We start from the raw sequence: 18,607 nt of genomic DNA on the forward strand, positions 1-18,607 counted from the left end.
CTCATCGCTGCGGAAGTGTCTGAATGTCCCTCGGTGTCGGTGACCGGATCCCCACCTTCGAACTGGCGGATCAGAACGGCGATCGCCACTCCAGCGCCTCACTGGGGGGACGCAGCCTGGTGCTGTTCTTCTATCCGAAGGACGACACCCCGGGATGCACCCTGCAGGCCTGCAGCTTCCGAGACAATCACTCCGAGCTTCGGGAGCTGGGCGCTCTGGTCTGGGGGGTCAGCGGCGATGACACCATCAGCCATCGTCGATTCGCCAACCGCCACAACCTGCCTTTCCCACTCCTCAGTGATCCCGGCAACACGCTGCGCCGGCGCTTCGGAGTGCCCCGCAGCATGGGTCTGTTCCCAGGCCGGGTGACTTACGTGATCGACGGAGACGGACTCATCCGGCATCGGTTCGACAACCTGCTGGATGGTCCAGCCCATGTCCGTGAGGCGCATCGCATCCTGAACGACCTGGCCGGATCACGGGCATGAGTGACACCTGGCGTCAGCTGGGATCGATCTGGCAGCTCAGGCCCCCCCGTCCGCGGGCGCTGGTCGAGTTCATCGGCGGCAGCTATCTGGCGGCCACGCCGCAGTTGAGCTATCGGCGTCTTCTGGAAGGTCTGGTAGCCCGAGACGTCGCGGTTCATGCCTGGTCGTACGTCCCGGGCTTCGACCATCAGAGCCAGGCACGCCAGGCCTGGAGCGATCTGCGAACAGCCCGTCGCCACCTCGAGGAGCGCAGCGGCCGGCTGCCACCGCCGCTGCGCCTCGGCCACAGCCTGGGTTGCAAACTGCACCTGCTGGCTCCCGATGGCGGCCGCGGCAGCTGTGGGCTGGTCGCCCTCAGTTTCAACAACTTCGAAGCGGATCGATCCATTCCCCTGCTCGGAGACATCGCCCCACGCCTGGGAGTGGAGACGGAATTCAGCCCGGGACCGGCGGAGACCCTGCGGCTGATCAGCCGCCACTATCTGCAACCGCGCAATCTGGTGGTGCGCTTCGGCAGCGATGGGCTCGACCAGAGTGAAGAGCTGATTCCGGCACTGAATCAGCGCAGCGACGATGCCACGGTGTTCCAGCAGCTTCCTGGGGACCACCTGACCCCAGCCAGCGCCGGACTTCGGCGCAGCCTGCTGGGGGCCTGGGCCGATGATCCGAAGCGGGCCGCCGTGCTGAGCAGGCTCACGACGACTGTCGCCGAATGGACGATGCCCGATTGATCAGGCGCGCAGGCGGTCCAGCACGGAGCGGTCCTCCAGGGTGCTGGTGTCGCCGCTGACCTCCTGACCTGCCGCCAGGGCACGCAGGATCCGACGCATGATCTTGCCGCTGCGGGTTTTCGGCAAAGCATCGCTGCAGCGAATCTCATCCGGCCGTGCGATCGGGCCGATCTCCGATCCCACATGCGCTCTGAGCTGCTTGATCAGATCACCCGACGACTCGCGCCCCGCCTCCAGGGTGACGAAAGCAACGATGCCCTCACCCTTGAGGTCATCGGGACGCCCCACGACAGCGGCTTCCGCCACCGCGGGATGGCTCACCAGAGCTGACTCGATTTCCATCGTGCCGAGGCGGTGACCGGAGACGTTGATCACGTCATCCACCCGGCCCATCACCCAGAAATAACCGTCGGCATCGCGGCGAGCACCATCGCCAGCGAAATAGAGGTACGACCCATCCGCGGGGCGGATGTGCTCCCAGTAGCTCTCGCGAAAGCGCTGAGGGTTGCCATGCACCGTGCGCATCATTCCGGGCCAGGGGGTCCGCACCGCCAGATACCCACCTTCATCAGGCCCGCAGCTGTTGCCTTCGGCATCGACGATGTCGGCCTGAATGCCTGGCAGCGGCAGGGTGGCGGATCCCGGCTTGGTGGGGGTAGCGCCCGGGAGGGGGCTGATCATCACCCCACCGGTTTCCGTCTGCCACCAGGTGTCGACAATCGGGCAGCGGTTGCCACCGATCACGTCTCGGTACCACATCCAGGCCTCGGGATTGATCGGCTCTCCCACCGTTCCCAGCAGACGCAGGCTGCTCATGTCGAATTGATCCGGCACGTCCCTGCCGTTCTTCATGAAGGCTCGGATCGCCGTGGGGGCGGTGTAGAAGATCGTGATCCCATGCTTCTGGATCAGCTCCCAGAAGGCCCCGGGCTTGGAGGGGCGCGGCGCTCCCTCGTACATCACCGTGGTGGCGCCGTTGGACAGCGGGCCGTAGACGATGTAGCTGTGGCCGGTGATCCAACCCACATCAGCCGTACACCAGAAGACATCCTCATCCCGGATGTCGAAGATCCACTGGAAGGTGAGGTGAGCCCAGAGGTTGTAGCCGGCAGTGGTGTGCACCACCCCCTTCGGCTTGCCGGTGGAACCGGAGGTGTAGAGCACAAACAGCCGGTCTTCACTGGCCATCGGTTCAGCTGGGCAGACGTTGCTCTGCCCAGCCACCAGCTCATGCCACCACAGGTCACGGCCTTCCACCATCTCGACCGGTTGCTTGGTGCGCTGCACCACCAGAACTCCGCTCACCGACGGACAGGCACCACCGGCGAGAGCGGCATCCACAGCCGGTTTCAGGGAGACGGGCTTGTCCTTGCGGAATCCGCCGTCTGCCGTGATCACCGCCTTGACCTCCCCGTCGATCAGCCGATCCCGCAGAGCCTCGGCAGAGAAGCCACCGAAGACCACGGAATGCGGGGCACCGATGCGAGCGCAGGCGAGCATGGCGATGGCCGCTTCTGGAACCATCGGCATGTAGAGGGCCACCAGATCGCCCTTGCCGATTCCCATCGCCCGCAGAGCGTTCGCGGCCTTGCACACCTCAGCGTGCAGTTCGCTGTAAGTGAAACGCCGGACATCGCCGGGCTCTCCCTCCCAGATCAATGCCGTCTTGGCCGCGGTGGGACCCTCGAGGTGTCGGTCCAGACAGTTGAAGGAAAGATTGGTGGTGCCGCCCTCGAACCAGCGGGCGAACGGGGCATCGCTCCAATCGAGAACGGTGTGAAAGGGCTCGAACCAGTGCAGCTCCCGACGCGCCGCATCTCCCCAGAAGCTGTCGGGATCTTGCTTGGCCGCCTCCGCCATCGACCGATAGGCCTCGAGGCTGCCGATCCGCGCACCGGAAGCCAGCTCCGCCGGTGGGTCGAAGACTCTCTGCTCCTGAAGCACGCTTTCGATGGTTGTCTTGGAGTCGGTCACAGCAGGCGAGGACAGCGCAGCTCGCCCCGCAGGCTAAAGAGGTCATCGCCTCACGATCCGGCTCCCGTATCAAACCGTCGGCAAGTTCCCCTGCCCCGAATGAATGATGGTGATGCCATCCCGTCCCCTGGCCTGTCTGTTCGATCTGGATGGTCTGCTGCTCGACACCGAGCCACTGCACAGCAGGGGCTGGTCCGATGCAGCGGCCCATTTCGGCGGGAACCTGAACAGCGAACAGCTGCAGCAGCTCAAGGGACGGCGTCGGCATGACTGCGCTCGGCAGGTGAGTGCATGGCTGCCCGAACCGGTGGATCCGGACACTCTTCTCGCGGTTCAGCAGCCGATCGTGCGGCAGCTGCTGCCCGAGGCCAGGGCTATGCCCGGAGCGGAAGCATTGGTGCAGTACTGCCATCAAGCTGGAATCGCCATGGCTCTGGTCACCAGCAGCGCTGAGAAGTCGGTGCTGTTCAAGTCAGCTCCCCATCCCTGGCTGACGCAGATCGGGATGCGGGTCTACGGAGATGATCCGGAGCTGAGCGCAGGGAAGCCTGATCCAGCGCCGTTCCAACTCGGCGCCGCAAGGCTGGGCATTCCCGTTGACCGTTGCTGGGCCCTGGAGGATTCCCAGGCAGGAACGGCATCGGCACTGGCCGCGGGGTGCCAGGTCTGGACGCTGAACGAATCACTGGGTACGTCGGAGATCGACGGAAACCCCGCTCGGATCAACAGCCTTGAGATTGTGCTCGAAACCTTGATCAGTACAGGCGACTGAGCACGAAATCAGGCAACTCCAGCAGTGCGCGTTTGCAATCCGATTCCGGCAGCCAGGCAAGAGACTCCCGGGATTCGCGGGCGAAGGTCTCAGCCAGTTCACGGCTGCGTTCGATCGCACGGGAGGAGCGCACCATGGCGAGAGCGTCCTGTAGATCCGTTTCGCCGCTGAATTCCCGCTGGATAAGTGGTTTCAGACCCGGCTGTTCCTCCATGGCATAGAAGGTGGGAGCCGTGAGATAGCCGCTGGCCAGATCACTGGCAGCAGGCTTTCCGAGCTGCTGGTCGCTGCCGGTGAAATCAAGGATGTCGTCAACCACCTGGAAGGCGAGCCCGAGCTGACGACCGAACTGGTAAAGGCTGTCGAGCTGGATTTCATTGCAGCCACTCAGCACCCCCGCGGCACGGGAACTGTTGGCAATCAGCGAAGCGGTTTTGCAGTAGCTCTTCTCGAGATAGGTCTCGAAACCCTGAGCCGTGTCGTACCGGAACAGACCTTGCTTCACCTCACCGTCCGCCAGATCCATGATCACCCGGCTGAGCAGTTTCACGACGTCGAGATCGTCGAGATTGGCCAGATGCCAGCTGGCCTGTGCAAAAAGAAAGTCTCCGGCGAGAACAGCGACCCTGGCATCGAAGCGGCTGTGGACGGTGGCCACACCACGCCGCGTGGACGCTTCATCCACGACATCGTCATGCACCAGTGACGCGGTGTGGATCATCTCGGTGATCTCCGCCAGTCGGCGATGGCGGGGGGACAACTCGCCACCGGCCGCCAGAGAACGCGAGATCAGCAACACGATCCCAGGCCGGAGTCGCTTGCCTCCCGCACTGAAGAGATGTTCTGCAGCAGCCTGAAGAATCGGATGACCGGCTCCGATCAGACTGCGCAGGTCTCCGAGCAGGGTCTCGAGATCCTTCTCGACCGGTTCCAGCAGCTCGGTGACGGTGATCATGAAACCCCTCGGCGCCGAGATCCTAGTGGCCCTTCTCTCGGGACCGCAGCACGACCTCATGGACCAGAGGCCGCTCTCCAAGCCAGGGAGCGGCACGATCCGCGAAACCCTCGCCATCCGCCGTGACGCAGAAGCGGCAGCGTTCCAAAGCCGATCGGCCTGAGCTCAGCGGTTGCGCCGTCCCGAGGACGGCATCGAGTTCCCGGGCCACCCCCACCGCAGGATCGATCAGCTCGACGGTCTCCGGCAGCAGCTCCGTCAGCAGCGGTGCCAGCAGGGGGTAGTGGGTGCAGCCCAGCACGATCGAGTCAACGGAGGCCTCCAGCAGCGGAGCGAGATAGGTCTCGGCGGCCTCTCTGAGCTCAGTGCAGGCAAAGTCCCCCCGTTCGATCAACGGCACGAAGGAGGGGCAGGCCTGCTCCACCACCAGCGTGCCCGGACGCGTCGCCTCGATGCAGCTGCGGTAGACGCCGGAGGCCGCCGTTGCAGCGGTTGCCAGCACGCCCACCCGGGAGGTCCGCACCATGGAGGACGCCGCTTCAATCAACCCGATCACCGGTCCCGCCGCGACCGCTTCCGCCACATCCTTCGCCAGGGCATTGGTGGTGTTGCAGGCCATCACCACCGTTGAGACCTGTTGATCCCGCAGCCATCCCACCACTTCAGCGGCGATCTGGCGGAGCTCCTGGACGTCACGACCGCCGTAGGGAACACGGGCCGTATCTCCCAGATAGATGCAGCTGACGGCACCGTGGCGTTCAAGCACCCGCCTCAGCACCGTGAGACCTCCAAGGCCACTGTCGAACAGACCGAGCAGCGGCTTCATCGCACCTCCCGGTTGAGGTAGTTGAGAATCCCTGCCGCCAGAGCCAGAGACAGGCGTCGTCGATGGGCCGCCTGGGCGAGCCGCGGAGCATCGATCTCACCGGTGACGAAACCCATCTCCACCAGGGCGGAGGGCATCGTGGAACGCCGGATCACGAAGAAACGTCCCCGACGCACGCCCCGGTCGGGAGTGCCTGGAGAGACATCCATCATCTGCTGCTGCAGGTAGCCAGCCAGACGTCCGGAACGGGGATCTGAAAAGAAAAACGTCTCGATCCCGTTCACGTCGGGACGATCCATGCTGAGGGCATTCGCATGGATGCTGACCAGCACGTTCGCGGCGGAGCGATTGGCGAGGTGAACCCTGGGAGGGAGATCCACATCCACTTCGGAACTGCGGGTCAGCCGAACATCGACACCTCTTGCCCGCAGCAGAGCTGCCACCTGCAACGAGACATCCAGCACCACATCCGTCTCCCGCAGACCGCCAATGCCGACGGCACCGGGATCAGGCCCCCCGTGACCTGGATCAATCACCACCCGGTAGCGGTTGAGGGGAACCATCGGCAGACCTGAGGGATCAACCGGCGTCCTGCTGGGCGCGAAGCGTCCGGTGGGTCTCCAGGCCGTGGCCCGACCACTGAGATCTCCCTCCCCCAGATCAGCCAGACCCTGGGTGGGCAAGCCGGTGAAGGCCAGCTCCCAGCGATCCGGAGCAGTACCTCGCAACTGGAGCTGAGCTGGATCGAGCTCCACACCTGGGCGGAATTCGATCACCAGCCGCGTTGCACCGGACCGTGGTTTTCCAAGACGGATCTCCTTGACGGCGCCACGACCGAGCAGCTTGCGCGGGAAGCGAAGCTCACCGGGAAAGTCGATCCAGACCCGCGTGCCGCGGCCGTCACTCGGTTCCTGATAGAAGGCCTCCAGCCGTGCATTGCGAGCGGTGCGCAGCTGCAGCGTGCCTCGCTCGGTGAATGCCCAGGCGGACAAGGCGCTGGCTGCCCTGGCCGGCAGCGACGGCAGCAGCAACGCCAACTGGAGCGCCGCTGCCACCAGGCAGGAGATTCGGCGGGATGACGCCGCTGCCATCGGACTCAGAACAGAGCTGGCTGACGATGACGCAGGCTCGGCATCTGCGCACGGATGTGTCCGACGTGGGCGGAGTTGACCGGAGCGACGGCGGCTCCGGGCTGGACACCGGCATCAGCAAGCACCGTTCCCCAGGGGTCGATGACCATGGCGTGACCATGGCTCTGACGCCGCCCGTAGTGAAGTCCGGTCTGAGCCGGAGCCAGCACATAGGCCGTGTTTTCGATCGCACGGGCCTGGAGCAGTACCTGCCAGTGGTCCTTGCCGGTGAAGGCCGTGAAGGCGGCGGGGATCATCAGCAGGTCGGCGCCGGCATCGGCGAGGTGGCGATAGAGCTCAGGGAAGCGCACGTCGTAACAGATGGACACCCCCAGCCGACAGAGACCGGGCACGTCCACCACTGGAGGTCGTTCCCCTCCGGCATCAACCGTCGCCGACTCCCGGTAGGTGTTGCCGTCCGGAAGATCGACGTCAAACAGATGGATCTTGTCGTACCTCGCCAGGAGCTGGCCGTCACGATCCACCAGCTCAGCCCGGTTCAGGGTGCGCTGCCCATCGCCGACCGGGACCGGGAAGCCCCCTCCCAGCAGCGTCACCTGATAGCGACGCGCCATGGTCACCAGAAACCGGCTGCACTGCTCCGCCAGGGTCGGTGCCAACTCGAGACGGCGGGCATCGTCCCCCATGAACGCGAAGTTCTCCGGAAGACCCACCAGCTCGGCACCGCGTCGTGCTGCCAGATCGATCTGCTCCTCGGCCGCCGTGAAATTGGCCTCCGGGTCCTGACTGCTCGTGAGCTGCACGGCAGCCGCCAGGAAATCGTTCACGATCCCACCTCTGTGAGCGCGACTTTAGAGCCGCTCATGCGGCCTTCAGAACGCCTGGTTCGATCTGAGTCGGAACGACGCTGATCTGGTCGAGACCAGCGCAGCAGCGGAAATCGGCATCGTGGTCGCCGAGACCGATCAGGCGCTGACCATGGCTCGCGATGCGCAGGCAGGCTTCCGGGTCTTGCCTCCAGTTCTGCCAGAGGGCGATGGCAGCGGAGAGCTCATCGTTGGCGATCACGGTGGCTGCCGGGTCCCGTTCCGTCAGAAGGGCACCAAGGGCTCCTGCCGCCAGGGAATCCTCCAGGGAGTACGAGCCCTCCCAGCCGCTGCCCACAATCGCAACCGAAGCGGGCCGCTTCTCCAACAGCCGCTCTGCCACCGCTTCGCGGTTGGGCAGAGCAGCCGTGACCAGCAAGGGGACATCGCGGACGCGATCCAGAGCCCGCGTGCCGTTTGTGGTGCTCATGAACAGACGCTTGCCGGCCACCGTCTCGGGCAGCACGGCCACGGGTGAATTCCCGAGATCGAAGCCAGGCAGTGTCTGCCCGCCGCGCTCTCCCACCCGCAGTCGGGAGGATTCGGGCCAGAGGTCGGCCGCCTGACGGAGATCCTCGAGGTCCGCGAAGGCCTGCACCGCTTCAGCACCGTTCTGGAGAGCCCAGGCGATGGTGGTGGTGGCCCGGAGAACATCGATCACGACCGCCGCCTCGGGCCGGACGTCCGCCGGCATCTCGGCAGGCACATGGAAGTAGGAGATCTGCATGGCCACGCTGGGATTCGGCGTGCGACACAGTACCGAGACCGACAGCGCAGCACCGTCGCCTTCATGCCTCTGTTCCAGACCGGCCCGGCAACCCGTGACCTGCGCGGCTTCCTTGAGCTGCTCGATCAACGCGGTCAGCTGCGTCGCATCACCGCTCCGGTGGATCCGGATCTGGAACTGGCGGCGATTGCTGACCGGGTGCTGGCCCAGGGAGGTCCGGCGCTGCTGTTCGAGAACGTGATCGGCTCCTCCATGCCTGTGGCGGTGAACACGCTCGGGACCGTCGAACGGGTGGTGTGGAGCATGGGTCTTGAGCGGGCCGAGCAGCTCGAGGAACTCGGGGAACGGCTCGCCCTGTTGCAGCAACCCAGACCACCCAAAGGCCTTGGGGAAACCAAACGCTTCGCCAGGGTGTTCTGGGATCTGGTGAAGGCTCGTCCGGATCGGGATCTGATGCCGCCCTGCCGGCAGCAGGTCTTCCAGGGCGACGCGGTGAATCTCGACAGCATCCCGCTGATCCGCCCCTGGCCCGGAGATGCCGGTGGGGTGATCACCCTCGGGCTGGTGATCACCAAGGACCCTGAGACAGGTGTGCCGAATGTGGGCGTCTACCGCCTTCAGAAGCAGTCGGTGAACTCCATGACGGTGCACTGGCTGAGCGTGCGCGGTGGGGCTCGCCATCTGCGCAAGGCCGCCGCGATGGGCAGGAAGCTTGAAGTGGCTGTGGCCATCGGCGTCCACCCCCTGCTGGTGATGGCAGCGGCCACACCGATCCCTGTGCAGCTGAGCGAATGGCTGTTCGCGGGGATCTATGCCGGTGAAGGCGTCCGGCTGACCCCCTGCAAGACGATCGACCTTCAGGTGCCCAGCCACAGCGAGGTGGTGCTGGAGGGAACGATCACCCCCGGGGAGGTGCTGCCGGACGGCCCCTTCGGCGATCACATGGGGTTCTACGGGGGCGTGGAGGACTCCCCTTTGGTGCGCTTCCACTGCATGACGCAGCGACGGGATCCCGTCTTCCTCACCACCTTCAGCGGCCGTCCTCCCAAGGAGGAAGCGATGCTCGCCATCGCCCTGAACCGGATCTACACACCGATCCTGCGCCAGCAGATCCCGGAGATCACCGATTTCTTCCTGCCGATGGAGGCGCTCAGCTACAAGCTGGCGGTGCTCTCCATCGACAAGGCCTATCCAGGCCAGGCCAAACGCGCGGCCATGGCCTTCTGGAGCGCATTGCCTCAGTTCACTTACACGAAGTTCGTGGTGGTGGTGGATCGACACATCAATGTGCGCGACCCGCGCCAGGTGGTCTGGGCGATCGCAGCTCAGGTCGACCCTCAGCGTGATCTGTTCACCCTTGCGGACACCCCCTTCGACAGCCTGGATTTCGCCAGCGAACAGCTGGGGCTGGGGGGACGTCTGGCCATCGATGCCACCACCAAGGTCGGACCGGAGAAGAATCACGACTGGGGGGAACCGCTCAGCCGTCCGGCATCGCTGGAGCAGCGGGTCTCGGAGCGATGGCACGAGCTGGGACTCGATGACCTGGGGCAGTCCGAACCGGATCCGAGCCTGTTCGGCTATGCCCTGGATCGATTGATGCAGCGGCTCAGCATCGCCCCATAGGATCAACGGTCGCTGTTTCCCCGAAGTCTTGAGCGCGACCGGCAGCCCGTCCACCCCCCGTGTGCTGCCGGCTGGAGGCAGCCTCTCCGGCCGGGTGACGGTGCCCGGGGACAAGTCCATCTCTCACCGCTCACTGCTGTTCGGGGCCATTGCCGAAGGCACGACAACCATCGAAGGACTGCTGCCGGCCGAGGACCCGCTGAGCACCGCAGCCTGCCTGCGGGCCATGGGAGTCGCCATCAGTCCGATCACCCCTGGCGCCACCGTCACGGTGCAGGGAGTCGGCCTCGAAGGCCTTCAGGAGCCGTCGGTGATCCTCGACTGCGGCAATTCCGGCACCAGCATGCGGCTGATGCTCGGACTGCTGGCCGGTCGGAGCGGTCGGCATTTCATCCTGGATGGCGATGCCTCACTGCGGCGTCGCCCGATGCGACGGGTGGGCCAGCCCCTCTCGGCCATGGGCGCTGAGGTGCGAGGACGTGACAGCGGCAATCTCGCTCCCCTGGCCGTGCAGGGACGACAGCTGAAAGGCACGGTGATCGGCACGCCAGTCGCCAGCGCTCAGGTGAAATCCGCTCTGCTGCTGGCCGCTCTGACCGCGGACGGTCCGACCACGGTGATCGAACCGGCCCAGTCGAGAGATCACAGCGAACGCATGCTGCGGGCCTTCGGTGCCGATCTCGAGGTGGATGGGGAAATGGGACGGCACATCACGGTCAGGCCCGGTGCCAATTTGCGGGGCCAGTCAGTGGTGGTGCCGGGAGACATCAGCTCGGCCGCGTTCTGGCTGGTGGCTGGGTCGCTTGTGCCCGGTGCCGATCTCACCATCGAGAATGTCGGGCTCAATCCGACGCGCACCGGCATCCTCGAGGTTCTGGAACAGATGCAGGCCCGCATCGAGGTGCTCAACCGCCGGGATGTGGCGGGTGAACCGGTCGGCGATCTCAGAGTGCGTCAGGCGCCGCTCCAGCCCTTTGAATTCGGGGAATCGATCATGCCGCGACTGGTGGACGAGGTGCCGATCCTCAGCGTCGCCGCCTGCTTCTGCGCCGGCGAAAGCCGCATCAGCGGAGCCTCGGAACTGCGGGTGAAGGAAACCGACCGGCTGGCGGTGATGGCCAGACAGCTGAGAGCGATGGGAGCGGACATCGACGAACATGAGGACGGCATGACCATTCGCGGAGGCCGTCCTCTGCAGGGCACCGCTCTCGACAGTGAGACCGATCACAGAGTGGCGATGAGCCTGGCGGTGGCAGCCATGCTGGCGAGCGGAGACTCAACCCTGGCCCGGAGTGAAGCCGCGGCCGTGTCCTACCCGACCTTCTGGGACGACCTTGCCCGACTGCGCAGCTGACCTCGGAGAACTGCACGCCTATCCCACGGCGGACGGCAGCTTCAGCCTGCAGAGCGACCGTTTCGGCGAGGCCTTTCACAACTCAGCAGGAGCCCGCAACGAAGCCCAGGCGAAATTCGCCTTGCCGGCTCAGCTCGAGCGATTCCGAGAGGGGACACCGCTCCGAGTGCTCGATGTCTGCGTCGGTCTCGGCTACAACAGCGCCGTGGTGCTGGAAGCGCTGCCGACACCACCTCCTGAGCTGGAGTGGTGTGGGCTGGAACTGGACCATCGCCCTCTGGATCTGGCCCTGGCCCGGCAGGACTTCCGCAGCAGCTGGTCGGCATCCGTCCTTCAGGTGCTGGAGCAGATCCGCGATCACGGCAGTTGGCGTCAAGGAGGCAGCAACGGCAGGCTGCTCTGGGGAGACGCCCGGACCATGCTGGGCCAGATCCCCGGCAGACAGAGCTTCGATCTCATCCTTCAGGACGCCTTCTCACCCCAGCGCTGTCCGGAGCTGTGGAGTGAGGAGTTCCTGGCTGGCCTGGCCGGGCGTCTGGCTGCCGGCGGACGTCTGCTCACCTACAGCCGATCGGCGGCGGTGCGGGCCAGCCTGCGACGGAACGGTCTGATGCTGTTCTCGCTGCTGCCGGCCCCGGGCGAACGGCCGGGCTGGAGCAGCGGCACGATGGCCGTGCGCCCGGGAGCGCCGATTCCTGATGGGGGGCCGGGCTGGAGAGCTCTGTCGCTGATGGAGGAAGAGCATCTCCACACCCGCGCCGCCGTGCCCTTCCGGGATCCCAGCGGCACCGACGACAGCGCTGCCATCCTGCGGCGCCGGAGCATGGAACAGGACGGATGCAGCCTCGAGCCGACCAACGCCTGGCAGCGGCGCTGGCGGCAGGACTCCACCGGCTGATCCCGGTAGATTCCGGCCGTTTCGATCACGCCCGACATGCTTGCCGTTGCTGTTCTGGCCGCTGGAAAGGGCACTCGCATGAAGAGCGCTCTGCCGAAGGTTCTGCAGCCTCTGGCGGGAGCCACCCTGGTGGAGCGGGTTCTGGCCAGTGCCCGGACGCTGCAGCCCGAACGACGGCTGTTGATCGTGGGTCACCAGGCTGAACGGGTGGAGGAGAAGCTGAGCCCGATCGGCGGTCTGGAGTTCGTTCTGCAGCAACCCCAGAACGGCACAGGTCACGCCGTGCAGCAGCTGCTGCCGGTGCTGAAGGGCTTCGAAGGGGAACTGCTGGTGCTCAACGGCGATGTACCGCTGCTACGCCCGGAAACGATCGAGTCCCTGGTGAACGGTCATCGGAACAGCGGCGCCGACGTCACGCTTCTGACGGCTCGGCTTTCGGATCCCACCGGCTACGGCCGCGTCTTCGCTGATGAAACGGGACAGGTCAGCGGCATCATCGAGCATCGCGACTGCACTGAGGAGCAGCGCAGCAACACCCTCACCAACGCAGGCATCTACTGCTTCAACTGGCAAGCGCTGGAGGGGGTGCTGCCGCAGCTGAGCACCGATAACGACCAGGGAGAGCTGTACCTGACCGACACCGTGGCGATGCTGCCACGGGCCATGCATTTGGAAGTGGCGGATCCCGATGAAGTGAACGGCATCAACAACCGCAGACAGCTGGCGCAGTGCGAAGCGGTGCTTCAACAGCGGCTCAGGGAGCACTGGATGGCGGAGGGGGTCACCTTCGTCGATCCGGACAGCTGCACCCTGAGTGAGGACTGCCGGTTCGGGAGAGATGTGGTGATCGAACCCCAGACCCATCTGAGGGGATCCTGCCGAATCGGAGACAACTGCCGTCTGGGACCAGGTTCGCTGCTGGAGAATGCCGATCTCGGAGACGCCGTGACCGTTCTGCATTCGGTGGTGCGAGAGGCGACCGTGGCGGACGACGTCAGCATCGGCCCGTTCGCCCATCTCCGACCGGCGGCTGAGATCGGCAAGGGCTGCCGCATCGGCAACTTCGTTGAGGTGAAGAAGAGTCAGATCGGAGCTGGCAGCAAGGTGAATCACCTCAGCTACATCGGCGACGCGAGCCTTGGCGACAACGTCAACGTTGGGGCCGGCACGATCACCGCCAACTACGACGGCGTTCGGAAGCACCGCACGGTGATCGGCGACGGCAGCAAGACCGGGGCCAATTCCGTGCTGGTGGCTCCGTTGTCTCTGGGGAAGGAGGTGACGGTCGCAGCCGGTTCGACTATCACCAAGGATGTGTCGGATGGTGCCCTCGCCATCGGACGCTCCCGCCAGATGAACAAGGAGGGCTGGAGCCGCAGCTCCGGAGACTGACTCCACACCATCCACATGCCTTCGACCCTGGTTCTGAACGCCGATTCCAGCGTCTGTCCCGCGCTCGGGACCTGGATCGGCAACAACGCCGAGCTGCTGAAAGGGTTTTCGTTGCTCATCGCCGAGGACGTGCTGGCGGAACTGTCCAAGCGCAACACCCTGGGCCAGCTCTCGATCACCTCCTGCCGAGGCATCCGCAGCGGCGGTGACATCGAGATGGCCGCCACGATCCTGAAGGGAGAGATCAGCGGACTGATCCACTTCCCCTCGCCCACGGGCGAGCGGGCCGGAGATGTGCTGTCGGAACCCCTGGTGCGTGCAGCCCTGCTCAATGATCTGCCGATCGCCCTGAATCCCGCCTCCGCTTCCGCACTGGTGCGGGGCATCAAGGGCAGCCGGCGGGGCTATCTGATCTTCAATCCCGTGGCCGGCCAGGGGGACCCCGTCAGCGAACTGGCCGAGATCCGCAGTTATCTCGAACCCCAGATCATGCTTCAGATCTGGATGACCCAACCCAATCTCGACCCCGCCCAGCAGGCCAGGGAACTGATCCAGGAGATCAAGGCCTTCGAGCAGCAGGGGGAAGGCGAATCGCTGATCATCGCTTCCGGAGGTGACGGAACCGTCGGAGCCGTCGCCAGTGCTCTGGCGGACAGTGACATCCCCCTCGGCATCATTCCCCGTGGAACGGCGAACGCCTTCTCAGTCGCCCTCGGCATCCCAACGGGAGTGAAGGCCGCCTGCACCAATCTGCTGCTGGGCAACACACGCCTGGTGGACGTCGCCATGTGCAACGACCAGCCGATGATCCTGCTCTCCGGCCTCGGATTCGAGGCGGGAATGGTGAACAAGGCAAGCCGTGAACTGAAGAACATCCTCGGGCCGATGGCCTACATCTTCTCGGGAGCGCGTCAGCTGGTGGACCAGCAGCCGTTCAAGGCGACCTTACGGATCGACGGCGAGGAATATCACCTCGAAGCCAGTGCCATCACCGTGGCCAACGCCGCACCCGCGACCTCCGTGATGGCCCAGGGCTTCGGCCAGGTGATCCCCGACGACGGTCTTCTCGAGGTGATCGTCGCCTCCCCGAAAGACCGCATCAGTGGGTTTTCGGTTCTGTCGAGCCTGGCCTGGTCGGCGATCGTCAGCAACACCGCCAACCACGACAACATCGCCTGTTTCCGGACCCGCCAGATCGAGGTTGAACTGGAGGAGACTCAGAAGCTGGTGGTGGATGGGGAGATTCTTGACGCCGACAAGATGACGGTGTCCGTCAAACCGGGAGCCCTGCAGGTGGTGGCTCCGATCCGCCTGAAACCTTGAACCTCGCCAGCGACCCCACCATCCAGCGCAAGATCACCCGGATGGCGGAGCGGGTGCGCTGGAAACAGCCGGCGCTGACCAGCCGGGGCATCGACCAGACACGCCTGGTGCTCGAGCCGGATGGGGATCAGCCCGGACAAGAGGACCCGTTCCACTTTCTGGTGCTCGGGGACAGCGGCACCGGCCGTCACCGCTTCCACAGCCCTCCGAGGCGGATCGCCGAACGGCTGCTACCCCACAAGCCGGATGCGGCCTTTCTGCTTCACACAGGTGATGTGGTCTATCTGGTGGGAGCAGCGGATCAGTACCGCGACAATTTTCTGCGCCCCTATCGGGAATGGCTCCAGGACGGAGAGCAATGGTCCAGCCTGAGCCATGAGGGGATGGTGTTCAACCAGCCGTTCCTCCCGGTTCCCGGCAATCACGACTACTACGACCTCTCCTTCCCTGTGGCGCTGGTGGCAGGTCTGACCCTGCCCCTGCGCCGTCATCTGCAGTGGTTCCACGATGTCGACGCCGGCTGGCGCGGCTCAGGCCAGGGAGAGGTCTATGCCCAGGCGTTCATGGATGTGCTCCACCAGCTGCCTCCCTCCCGACTCGAGCAGCATCTCGAGACCCACTACGACGCCGTGTGGGACGGACATCGCTGCCTCCACTACCGGCCGGGACGGCTCACCCGCCTGCCAAACCGTTATTACCGATTCCGCCATGCAGGGGTCGACGTCTTCGCGATCGACTCCAACACGCTGATCTCGCCCGTGGCGCCATCGCAGGATCGCCGCAGCCTGCAACAGGAGCTGCAGGCCTGCGAACACCAACAGAATCACGTCTACCAGTCTCTGGCCAGTGGTGGTGTTGATGAGGAGAGCCGCGATGCTCTGCTCGATGAACTGGAGACACTCCAGGAGTCGATTCTGGATCTGCGCCGCCGGATCGGGCAGGGGGCGACCGTGGACGAAGCCCAGCTGAAGTGGCTGAAGGACGGCTTGATCGCCTCGCATCGGGACCCGACGGTGCGGGGAAGAATCCTGACCATGCACCACCCTCCGTACGTCACCGAAGCGACCAAGTGGACCCAGGCCGACACCATGGCGATCCGCCTGCGGCTCCGGCAGGTGCTGGATGGCGTCGCCGCATCGCTGGGCGACACCATGGCCGCAGCGGCTCCTGTGGACCTGGTGCTCAGCGGTCACGCCCACTGCCTGGAGGTGCTGCGCACCCACGACACCGGCCACGCGGACAGTGGAATCCACTGGGTCATCTGCGGCGGCAGCGGCTATGGCCTGCGCAGTCAGCGCCGCGAGGGAGCACGACTGATGGAAATGAATGACGACGGCAGCGAGAAGCACGTAGCCAGCAGCGATCTCTACATCGGAAAGGATTGGCCGCCGGCGGAAGGACGCCATGCCTACAGCGGTCTGCGGGTGGACATCGCGGCAGGACGTCCGCTGACGATCCGACTGACCCCGCTGGTGTCCTGCAGGGCTGATCGAGGCTGGAGCGATCAGGTCCTCGAGACGATCACCCTTTCAGGCCCGTCACACCGAAGGCAGTAACGGCAGCAGACGTTCCAGGGCGACACCGCGGCTGGCCTTCAGCAGCACCACATCACCGGATTGGAGCCAATGCCGCAACGGCTCGGCGGCAGCGTCCGGCCTCGACACCACCGCAAGGCGATCAAGCGATGCTGCGGCCGCTGCCATGGCGGCGGCCTCGGGATCTGCCGCGACAACCACGAGTCCGTCCAGTTTCAGCTCCGCAGCCCGGGCTGCCACAGCGGCATGAAGCTCAACACTGCGGTCACCGAGTTCCAGCATCGTTCCCAGCACGGCGAAGCGACGGCCGGGCTGAACGGCCAGCAACTCAAGAGCGGCCAGGACAGCCTCCGGCGAAGCGTTGTAGGACTCATCGAGAACCGTGAGCCCGCCCTGACGCAGACGCCGATTGCGGCCGCCGGGAACGCTCACTTGCAGATCCTCCAGAGCCTCATCGGCAACACCCAGCTCCCGGGCCACAGCGACGGCGAGCAGCAGGTTGCGGGCGTTGTGGCGCCCCTGCAGCGGCAGAGACAGGGAATGGCCGTCAAACATCAGGTGCTCCGCGGAGACCTCACCGGTCAGATCAGCTGCCGCCGTGGCATCCCCCTCCAGGCGGACCCGCAGCACACGGCCTGTCCAGACCTCAGCCAGCGCCGTTTCCAGAAGAGGATCCCCAGCGGGAATCACGACGACGCCATCGGGATGGAGGGCGGCCGTGATCTCGCACTTGGCGGCAGCAATGGCCTCACGACTGCCGAGACGTCCGATGTGGGCCGTGCCGATGTTCGTGATCACCGCGAGACCAGGCTCGGCGCATCGCGACAGACGTGCGATCTCCCCAGGCCCACGCATGCCCATCTCCACCACGACAGCGCCGTGGGCTGCCGTGGTCTCCAGCAGCGTCAGCGGTACGCCGATGTCGTTGTTGTTGTTGCCTTCACTGGCCATCACCGGCCCCAGGGACGACAGCGTCGCCCGGATCAGTTCGCGGGTGGTGGTCTTGCCCGCGGAACCCGTCACCGCCACCACCGGCAGGTCCAGGGCAAGACGATGCTGACGGGCCAGCTGCTGGTAGGCATCGAGAGTGTCATCGACACGCCAGTGCAGCAGTCCCTCAGGCAGGGGCTGATTCCAGCTTCTGGACACCACGGCGGCCTGAGCTCCGCTGGCACTGATCTGCTCCAGAAACGCATGGCCATCGAAACGTTCTCCCACCAGGGGAACGAAGAACCCGCCGGTCTGCATCCGGCGGCTGTCCGTGACGATCGAGCCAACCGTCTGCTGCGGGTCCAGGGATGCCCCCCGAGGCTGTCCCCAGAGATCGATCAACTGCTGAATCCGCAGAGTCATGCCGAGGCGGGGATGTCGTAGAGGATCATGCCGACGCCAACCCGGGCTGAGCGCCCGAGGAGACGGTCTTCCGCATCGACCAGACGCAGCTGCTCGTAGCCCAGCTCATTGCTGCGTTGCTGCCAGTCCTCTGCCAGCTGCTTTCGCATGGCCAGAGGCACGGCAGACCAGCGATCGGACAGCTCCAGCACTAGCTGGAGCGCCTGCCCATCCGGTCGGGCCGAGACCAGCAGCTGGCTGGGGGCGTCCGGTCCCAGCAGAAGCTCAAGCAGTGGATCCAGAGACGGCACAACAGGAGGCTTTTCAGTAACGCTCTCCGCCGGCGGCGCGACGGGAGGCGCGGTGAGTGAGGGGGGTGAGGGGGGTGCTGAGGGGGGTGCTGAGGGGGGTGCTGAGGGGGGTGCTGAGGGGATCTCGCTGGACGGAACCGCTCTCGGATCAGGCGGGGGATTGCCGGCAAGGCTGCGCGTGAAACGCCCGGGCAGCAGCAGCACCAACCCCAACAGCAGCACCAGAAGGAGCGGCCAGAACCAGGGGGCCAACTCCTGAGGCCAGAAGCCGGGAACGGACAGATCGCCCTCTCGATTACGACGCCAGACCTCCTGAAGCCGCAACCTCAGATCCGCCGCCATCGACCGCAGGTTGCGGGCGAACTCACGCCATGGACTGACGTAGGGGGCCGGCAGATTGGGCAAG

At 65.3% G+C, this 18,607-nt stretch carries 17 protein-coding genes; 9 read left to right on the forward strand and 8 right to left on the reverse strand.

Features of this window, described 5'->3' with window-relative positions; all coding sequences use genetic code 11:
• The first annotated feature begins 23 nt into the window (after positions 1-23).
• Together KR49_RS02840 and KR49_RS02845 are read left to right on the forward strand one after the other, a co-directional pair.
• A complete protein-coding gene (locus tag KR49_RS02840; protein ID WP_043691420.1) occupies positions 24-488 on the forward strand; it encodes a peroxiredoxin in 465 nt (154 codons plus the stop codon).
• Positions 485-1,219: a DUF1350 family protein gene (locus KR49_RS02845; protein WP_043691421.1), complete on the forward strand. Its 735-nt coding sequence runs from the start codon at positions 485-487 to the stop codon at positions 1,217-1,219. The genes KR49_RS02840 and KR49_RS02845 overlap by 4 nt, the downstream gene beginning before the upstream one ends.
• Here KR49_RS02845 and acs read toward each other — a convergent pair whose 3' ends face one another.
• Positions 1,220-3,193 carry an acetate--CoA ligase gene (gene acs, locus KR49_RS02850; protein WP_043691423.1) on the reverse strand — a complete coding sequence of 658 codons (1,974 nt, stop codon included), beginning with the start codon at positions 3,191-3,193 and terminating at the stop codon, positions 1,220-1,222.
• A gap of 112 nt (positions 3,194-3,305) precedes the next feature.
• On the opposite strand from acs, the gene KR49_RS02855 reads away from it, so the two are divergent.
• The gene (locus tag KR49_RS02855) at positions 3,306-3,965 is read left to right on the forward strand and encodes an HAD family phosphatase (RefSeq protein ID WP_043696582.1); all 660 of its coding nucleotides are present in this window, start codon (positions 3,306-3,308) and stop codon (positions 3,963-3,965) included.
• Here KR49_RS02855 and sds read toward each other — a convergent pair.
• From sds to KR49_RS02880, 5 genes are read right to left on the reverse strand one after another with little or no spacing between them, the layout of a single operon-like run.
• Positions 3,949-4,920 (reverse strand): solanesyl diphosphate synthase, encoded by a 972-nt coding sequence (gene sds, locus KR49_RS02860; protein WP_043691425.1) that lies wholly within the window; start codon positions 4,918-4,920, stop codon positions 3,949-3,951. The two genes, KR49_RS02855 and sds, sit on opposite strands and share 17 nt — an antisense overlap.
• Positions 4,921-4,942: 22 nt before the next feature.
• Positions 4,943-5,746: a glutamate racemase gene (gene murI / locus KR49_RS02865; RefSeq protein WP_043691427.1), complete on the reverse strand. Its 804-nt coding sequence runs from the start codon at positions 5,744-5,746 to the stop codon at positions 4,943-4,945.
• On the reverse strand, positions 5,743-6,837 hold the full coding sequence (locus KR49_RS02870) for an N-acetylmuramoyl-L-alanine amidase (RefSeq protein ID WP_043691429.1): 1,095 nt from the start codon (positions 6,835-6,837) through the stop codon (positions 5,743-5,745). Before KR49_RS02870 ends, murI begins: the two co-directional genes overlap by 4 nt.
• A 5-nt stretch (positions 6,838-6,842) precedes the next feature.
• Positions 6,843-7,664, reverse strand: a complete 822-nt coding sequence (locus KR49_RS02875; RefSeq protein WP_043691431.1) for a carbon-nitrogen hydrolase family protein — start codon at positions 7,662-7,664, stop codon at positions 6,843-6,845.
• A 34-nt stretch (positions 7,665-7,698) separates the two neighbouring features.
• Positions 7,699-8,430, reverse strand: coding sequence for a 2-phosphosulfolactate phosphatase family protein (locus KR49_RS02880; RefSeq protein WP_043691432.1), 732 nt, complete (start codon positions 8,428-8,430; stop codon positions 7,699-7,701).
• Positions 8,431-8,493: 63 nt separating this feature from the next.
• Between KR49_RS02880 and KR49_RS02885 the strand changes: the two genes are divergently transcribed.
• From KR49_RS02885 to KR49_RS02910, 6 genes are read left to right on the forward strand one after another with little or no spacing between them, the layout of a single operon-like run.
• A complete protein-coding gene (locus KR49_RS02885; protein ID WP_043691434.1) occupies positions 8,494-10,056 on the forward strand; it encodes a UbiD family decarboxylase in 1,563 nt (520 codons plus the stop codon).
• 28 nt (positions 10,057-10,084) lie between these two features.
• Positions 10,085-11,410, forward strand: a complete 1,326-nt coding sequence (gene aroA / locus KR49_RS02890; RefSeq protein ID WP_043691436.1) for a 3-phosphoshikimate 1-carboxyvinyltransferase — start codon at positions 10,085-10,087, stop codon at positions 11,408-11,410.
• Positions 11,391-12,308 carry an MnmC family methyltransferase gene (locus KR49_RS02895; RefSeq protein ID WP_043691437.1) on the forward strand — a complete coding sequence of 306 codons (918 nt, stop codon included), beginning with the start codon at positions 11,391-11,393 and terminating at the stop codon, positions 12,306-12,308. Before aroA ends, KR49_RS02895 begins: the two co-directional genes overlap by 20 nt.
• A gap of 36 nt (positions 12,309-12,344) precedes the next feature.
• Positions 12,345-13,700, forward strand: a complete 1,356-nt coding sequence (gene glmU, locus KR49_RS02900) for a bifunctional UDP-N-acetylglucosamine diphosphorylase/glucosamine-1-phosphate N-acetyltransferase GlmU (RefSeq protein WP_043691439.1) — start codon at positions 12,345-12,347, stop codon at positions 13,698-13,700.
• A gap of 15 nt (positions 13,701-13,715) precedes the next feature.
• On the forward strand, positions 13,716-15,023 hold the full coding sequence (locus tag KR49_RS02905) for a YegS/Rv2252/BmrU family lipid kinase (RefSeq protein ID WP_043691441.1): 1,308 nt from the start codon (positions 13,716-13,718) through the stop codon (positions 15,021-15,023).
• Positions 15,020-16,579 (forward strand): metallophosphoesterase, encoded by a 1,560-nt coding sequence (locus KR49_RS02910; RefSeq protein ID WP_043691443.1) that lies wholly within the window; start codon positions 15,020-15,022, stop codon positions 16,577-16,579. The genes KR49_RS02905 and KR49_RS02910 overlap by 4 nt, the downstream gene beginning before the upstream one ends.
• Here KR49_RS02910 and murF read toward each other — a convergent pair.
• Both murF and KR49_RS02920 read right to left on the reverse strand, forming a co-directional pair.
• Positions 16,562-17,911 carry a UDP-N-acetylmuramoyl-tripeptide--D-alanyl-D-alanine ligase gene (gene murF, locus KR49_RS02915; protein ID WP_043691444.1) on the reverse strand — a complete coding sequence of 450 codons (1,350 nt, stop codon included), beginning with the start codon at positions 17,909-17,911 and terminating at the stop codon, positions 16,562-16,564. The genes KR49_RS02910 and murF overlap by 18 nt on opposite strands.
• Positions 17,908-18,606, reverse strand: coding sequence for a hypothetical protein (locus KR49_RS02920; protein ID WP_052378145.1), 699 nt, complete (start codon positions 18,604-18,606; stop codon positions 17,908-17,910). The genes murF and KR49_RS02920 overlap by 4 nt, the downstream gene beginning before the upstream one ends.
• Between the last annotated feature and the right edge of the window lies 1 nt (position 18,607).

This window comes from Synechococcus sp. KORDI-49 (assembly GCF_000737575.1).
Lineage (GTDB): Bacteria > Cyanobacteriota > Cyanobacteriia > PCC-6307 > Cyanobiaceae > Parasynechococcus.

What these genes read in the sequence shown, in the direction of transcription:
- KR49_RS02870 (WP_043691429.1), bottom strand. Translation starts at nt 6,837, where the DNA reads ATGGCAGCGGCGTCATCCCGCCGAATCTCCTGCCTGGTGGCAGCGGCG.
- murI (WP_043691427.1), bottom strand. Translation starts at nt 5,746, where the DNA reads ATGAAGCCGCTGCTCGGTCTGTTCGACAGTGGCCTTGGAGGTCTCACG.
- glmU (WP_043691439.1), top strand. Translation starts at nt 12,345, where the DNA reads ATGCTTGCCGTTGCTGTTCTGGCCGCTGGAAAGGGCACTCGCATGAAG.
- sds (WP_043691425.1), bottom strand. Translation starts at nt 4,920, where the DNA reads ATGATCACCGTCACCGAGCTGCTGGAACCGGTCGAGAAGGATCTCGAG.
- KR49_RS02855 (WP_043696582.1), top strand. Translation starts at nt 3,306, where the DNA reads ATGCCATCCCGTCCCCTGGCCTGTCTGTTCGATCTGGATGGTCTGCTG.
- KR49_RS02840 (WP_043691420.1), top strand. Translation starts at nt 24, where the DNA reads ATGTCCCTCGGTGTCGGTGACCGGATCCCCACCTTCGAACTGGCGGAT.
- KR49_RS02845 (WP_043691421.1), top strand. Translation starts at nt 485, where the DNA reads ATGAGTGACACCTGGCGTCAGCTGGGATCGATCTGGCAGCTCAGGCCC.
- KR49_RS02905 (WP_043691441.1), top strand. Translation starts at nt 13,716, where the DNA reads ATGCCTTCGACCCTGGTTCTGAACGCCGATTCCAGCGTCTGTCCCGCG.
- murF (WP_043691444.1), bottom strand. Translation starts at nt 17,911, where the DNA reads ATGACTCTGCGGATTCAGCAGTTGATCGATCTCTGGGGACAGCCTCGG.
- KR49_RS02885 (WP_043691434.1), top strand. Translation starts at nt 8,494, where the DNA reads ATGCCTCTGTTCCAGACCGGCCCGGCAACCCGTGACCTGCGCGGCTTC.
- KR49_RS02880 (WP_043691432.1), bottom strand. Translation starts at nt 8,430, where the DNA reads ATGCAGATCTCCTACTTCCATGTGCCTGCCGAGATGCCGGCGGACGTC.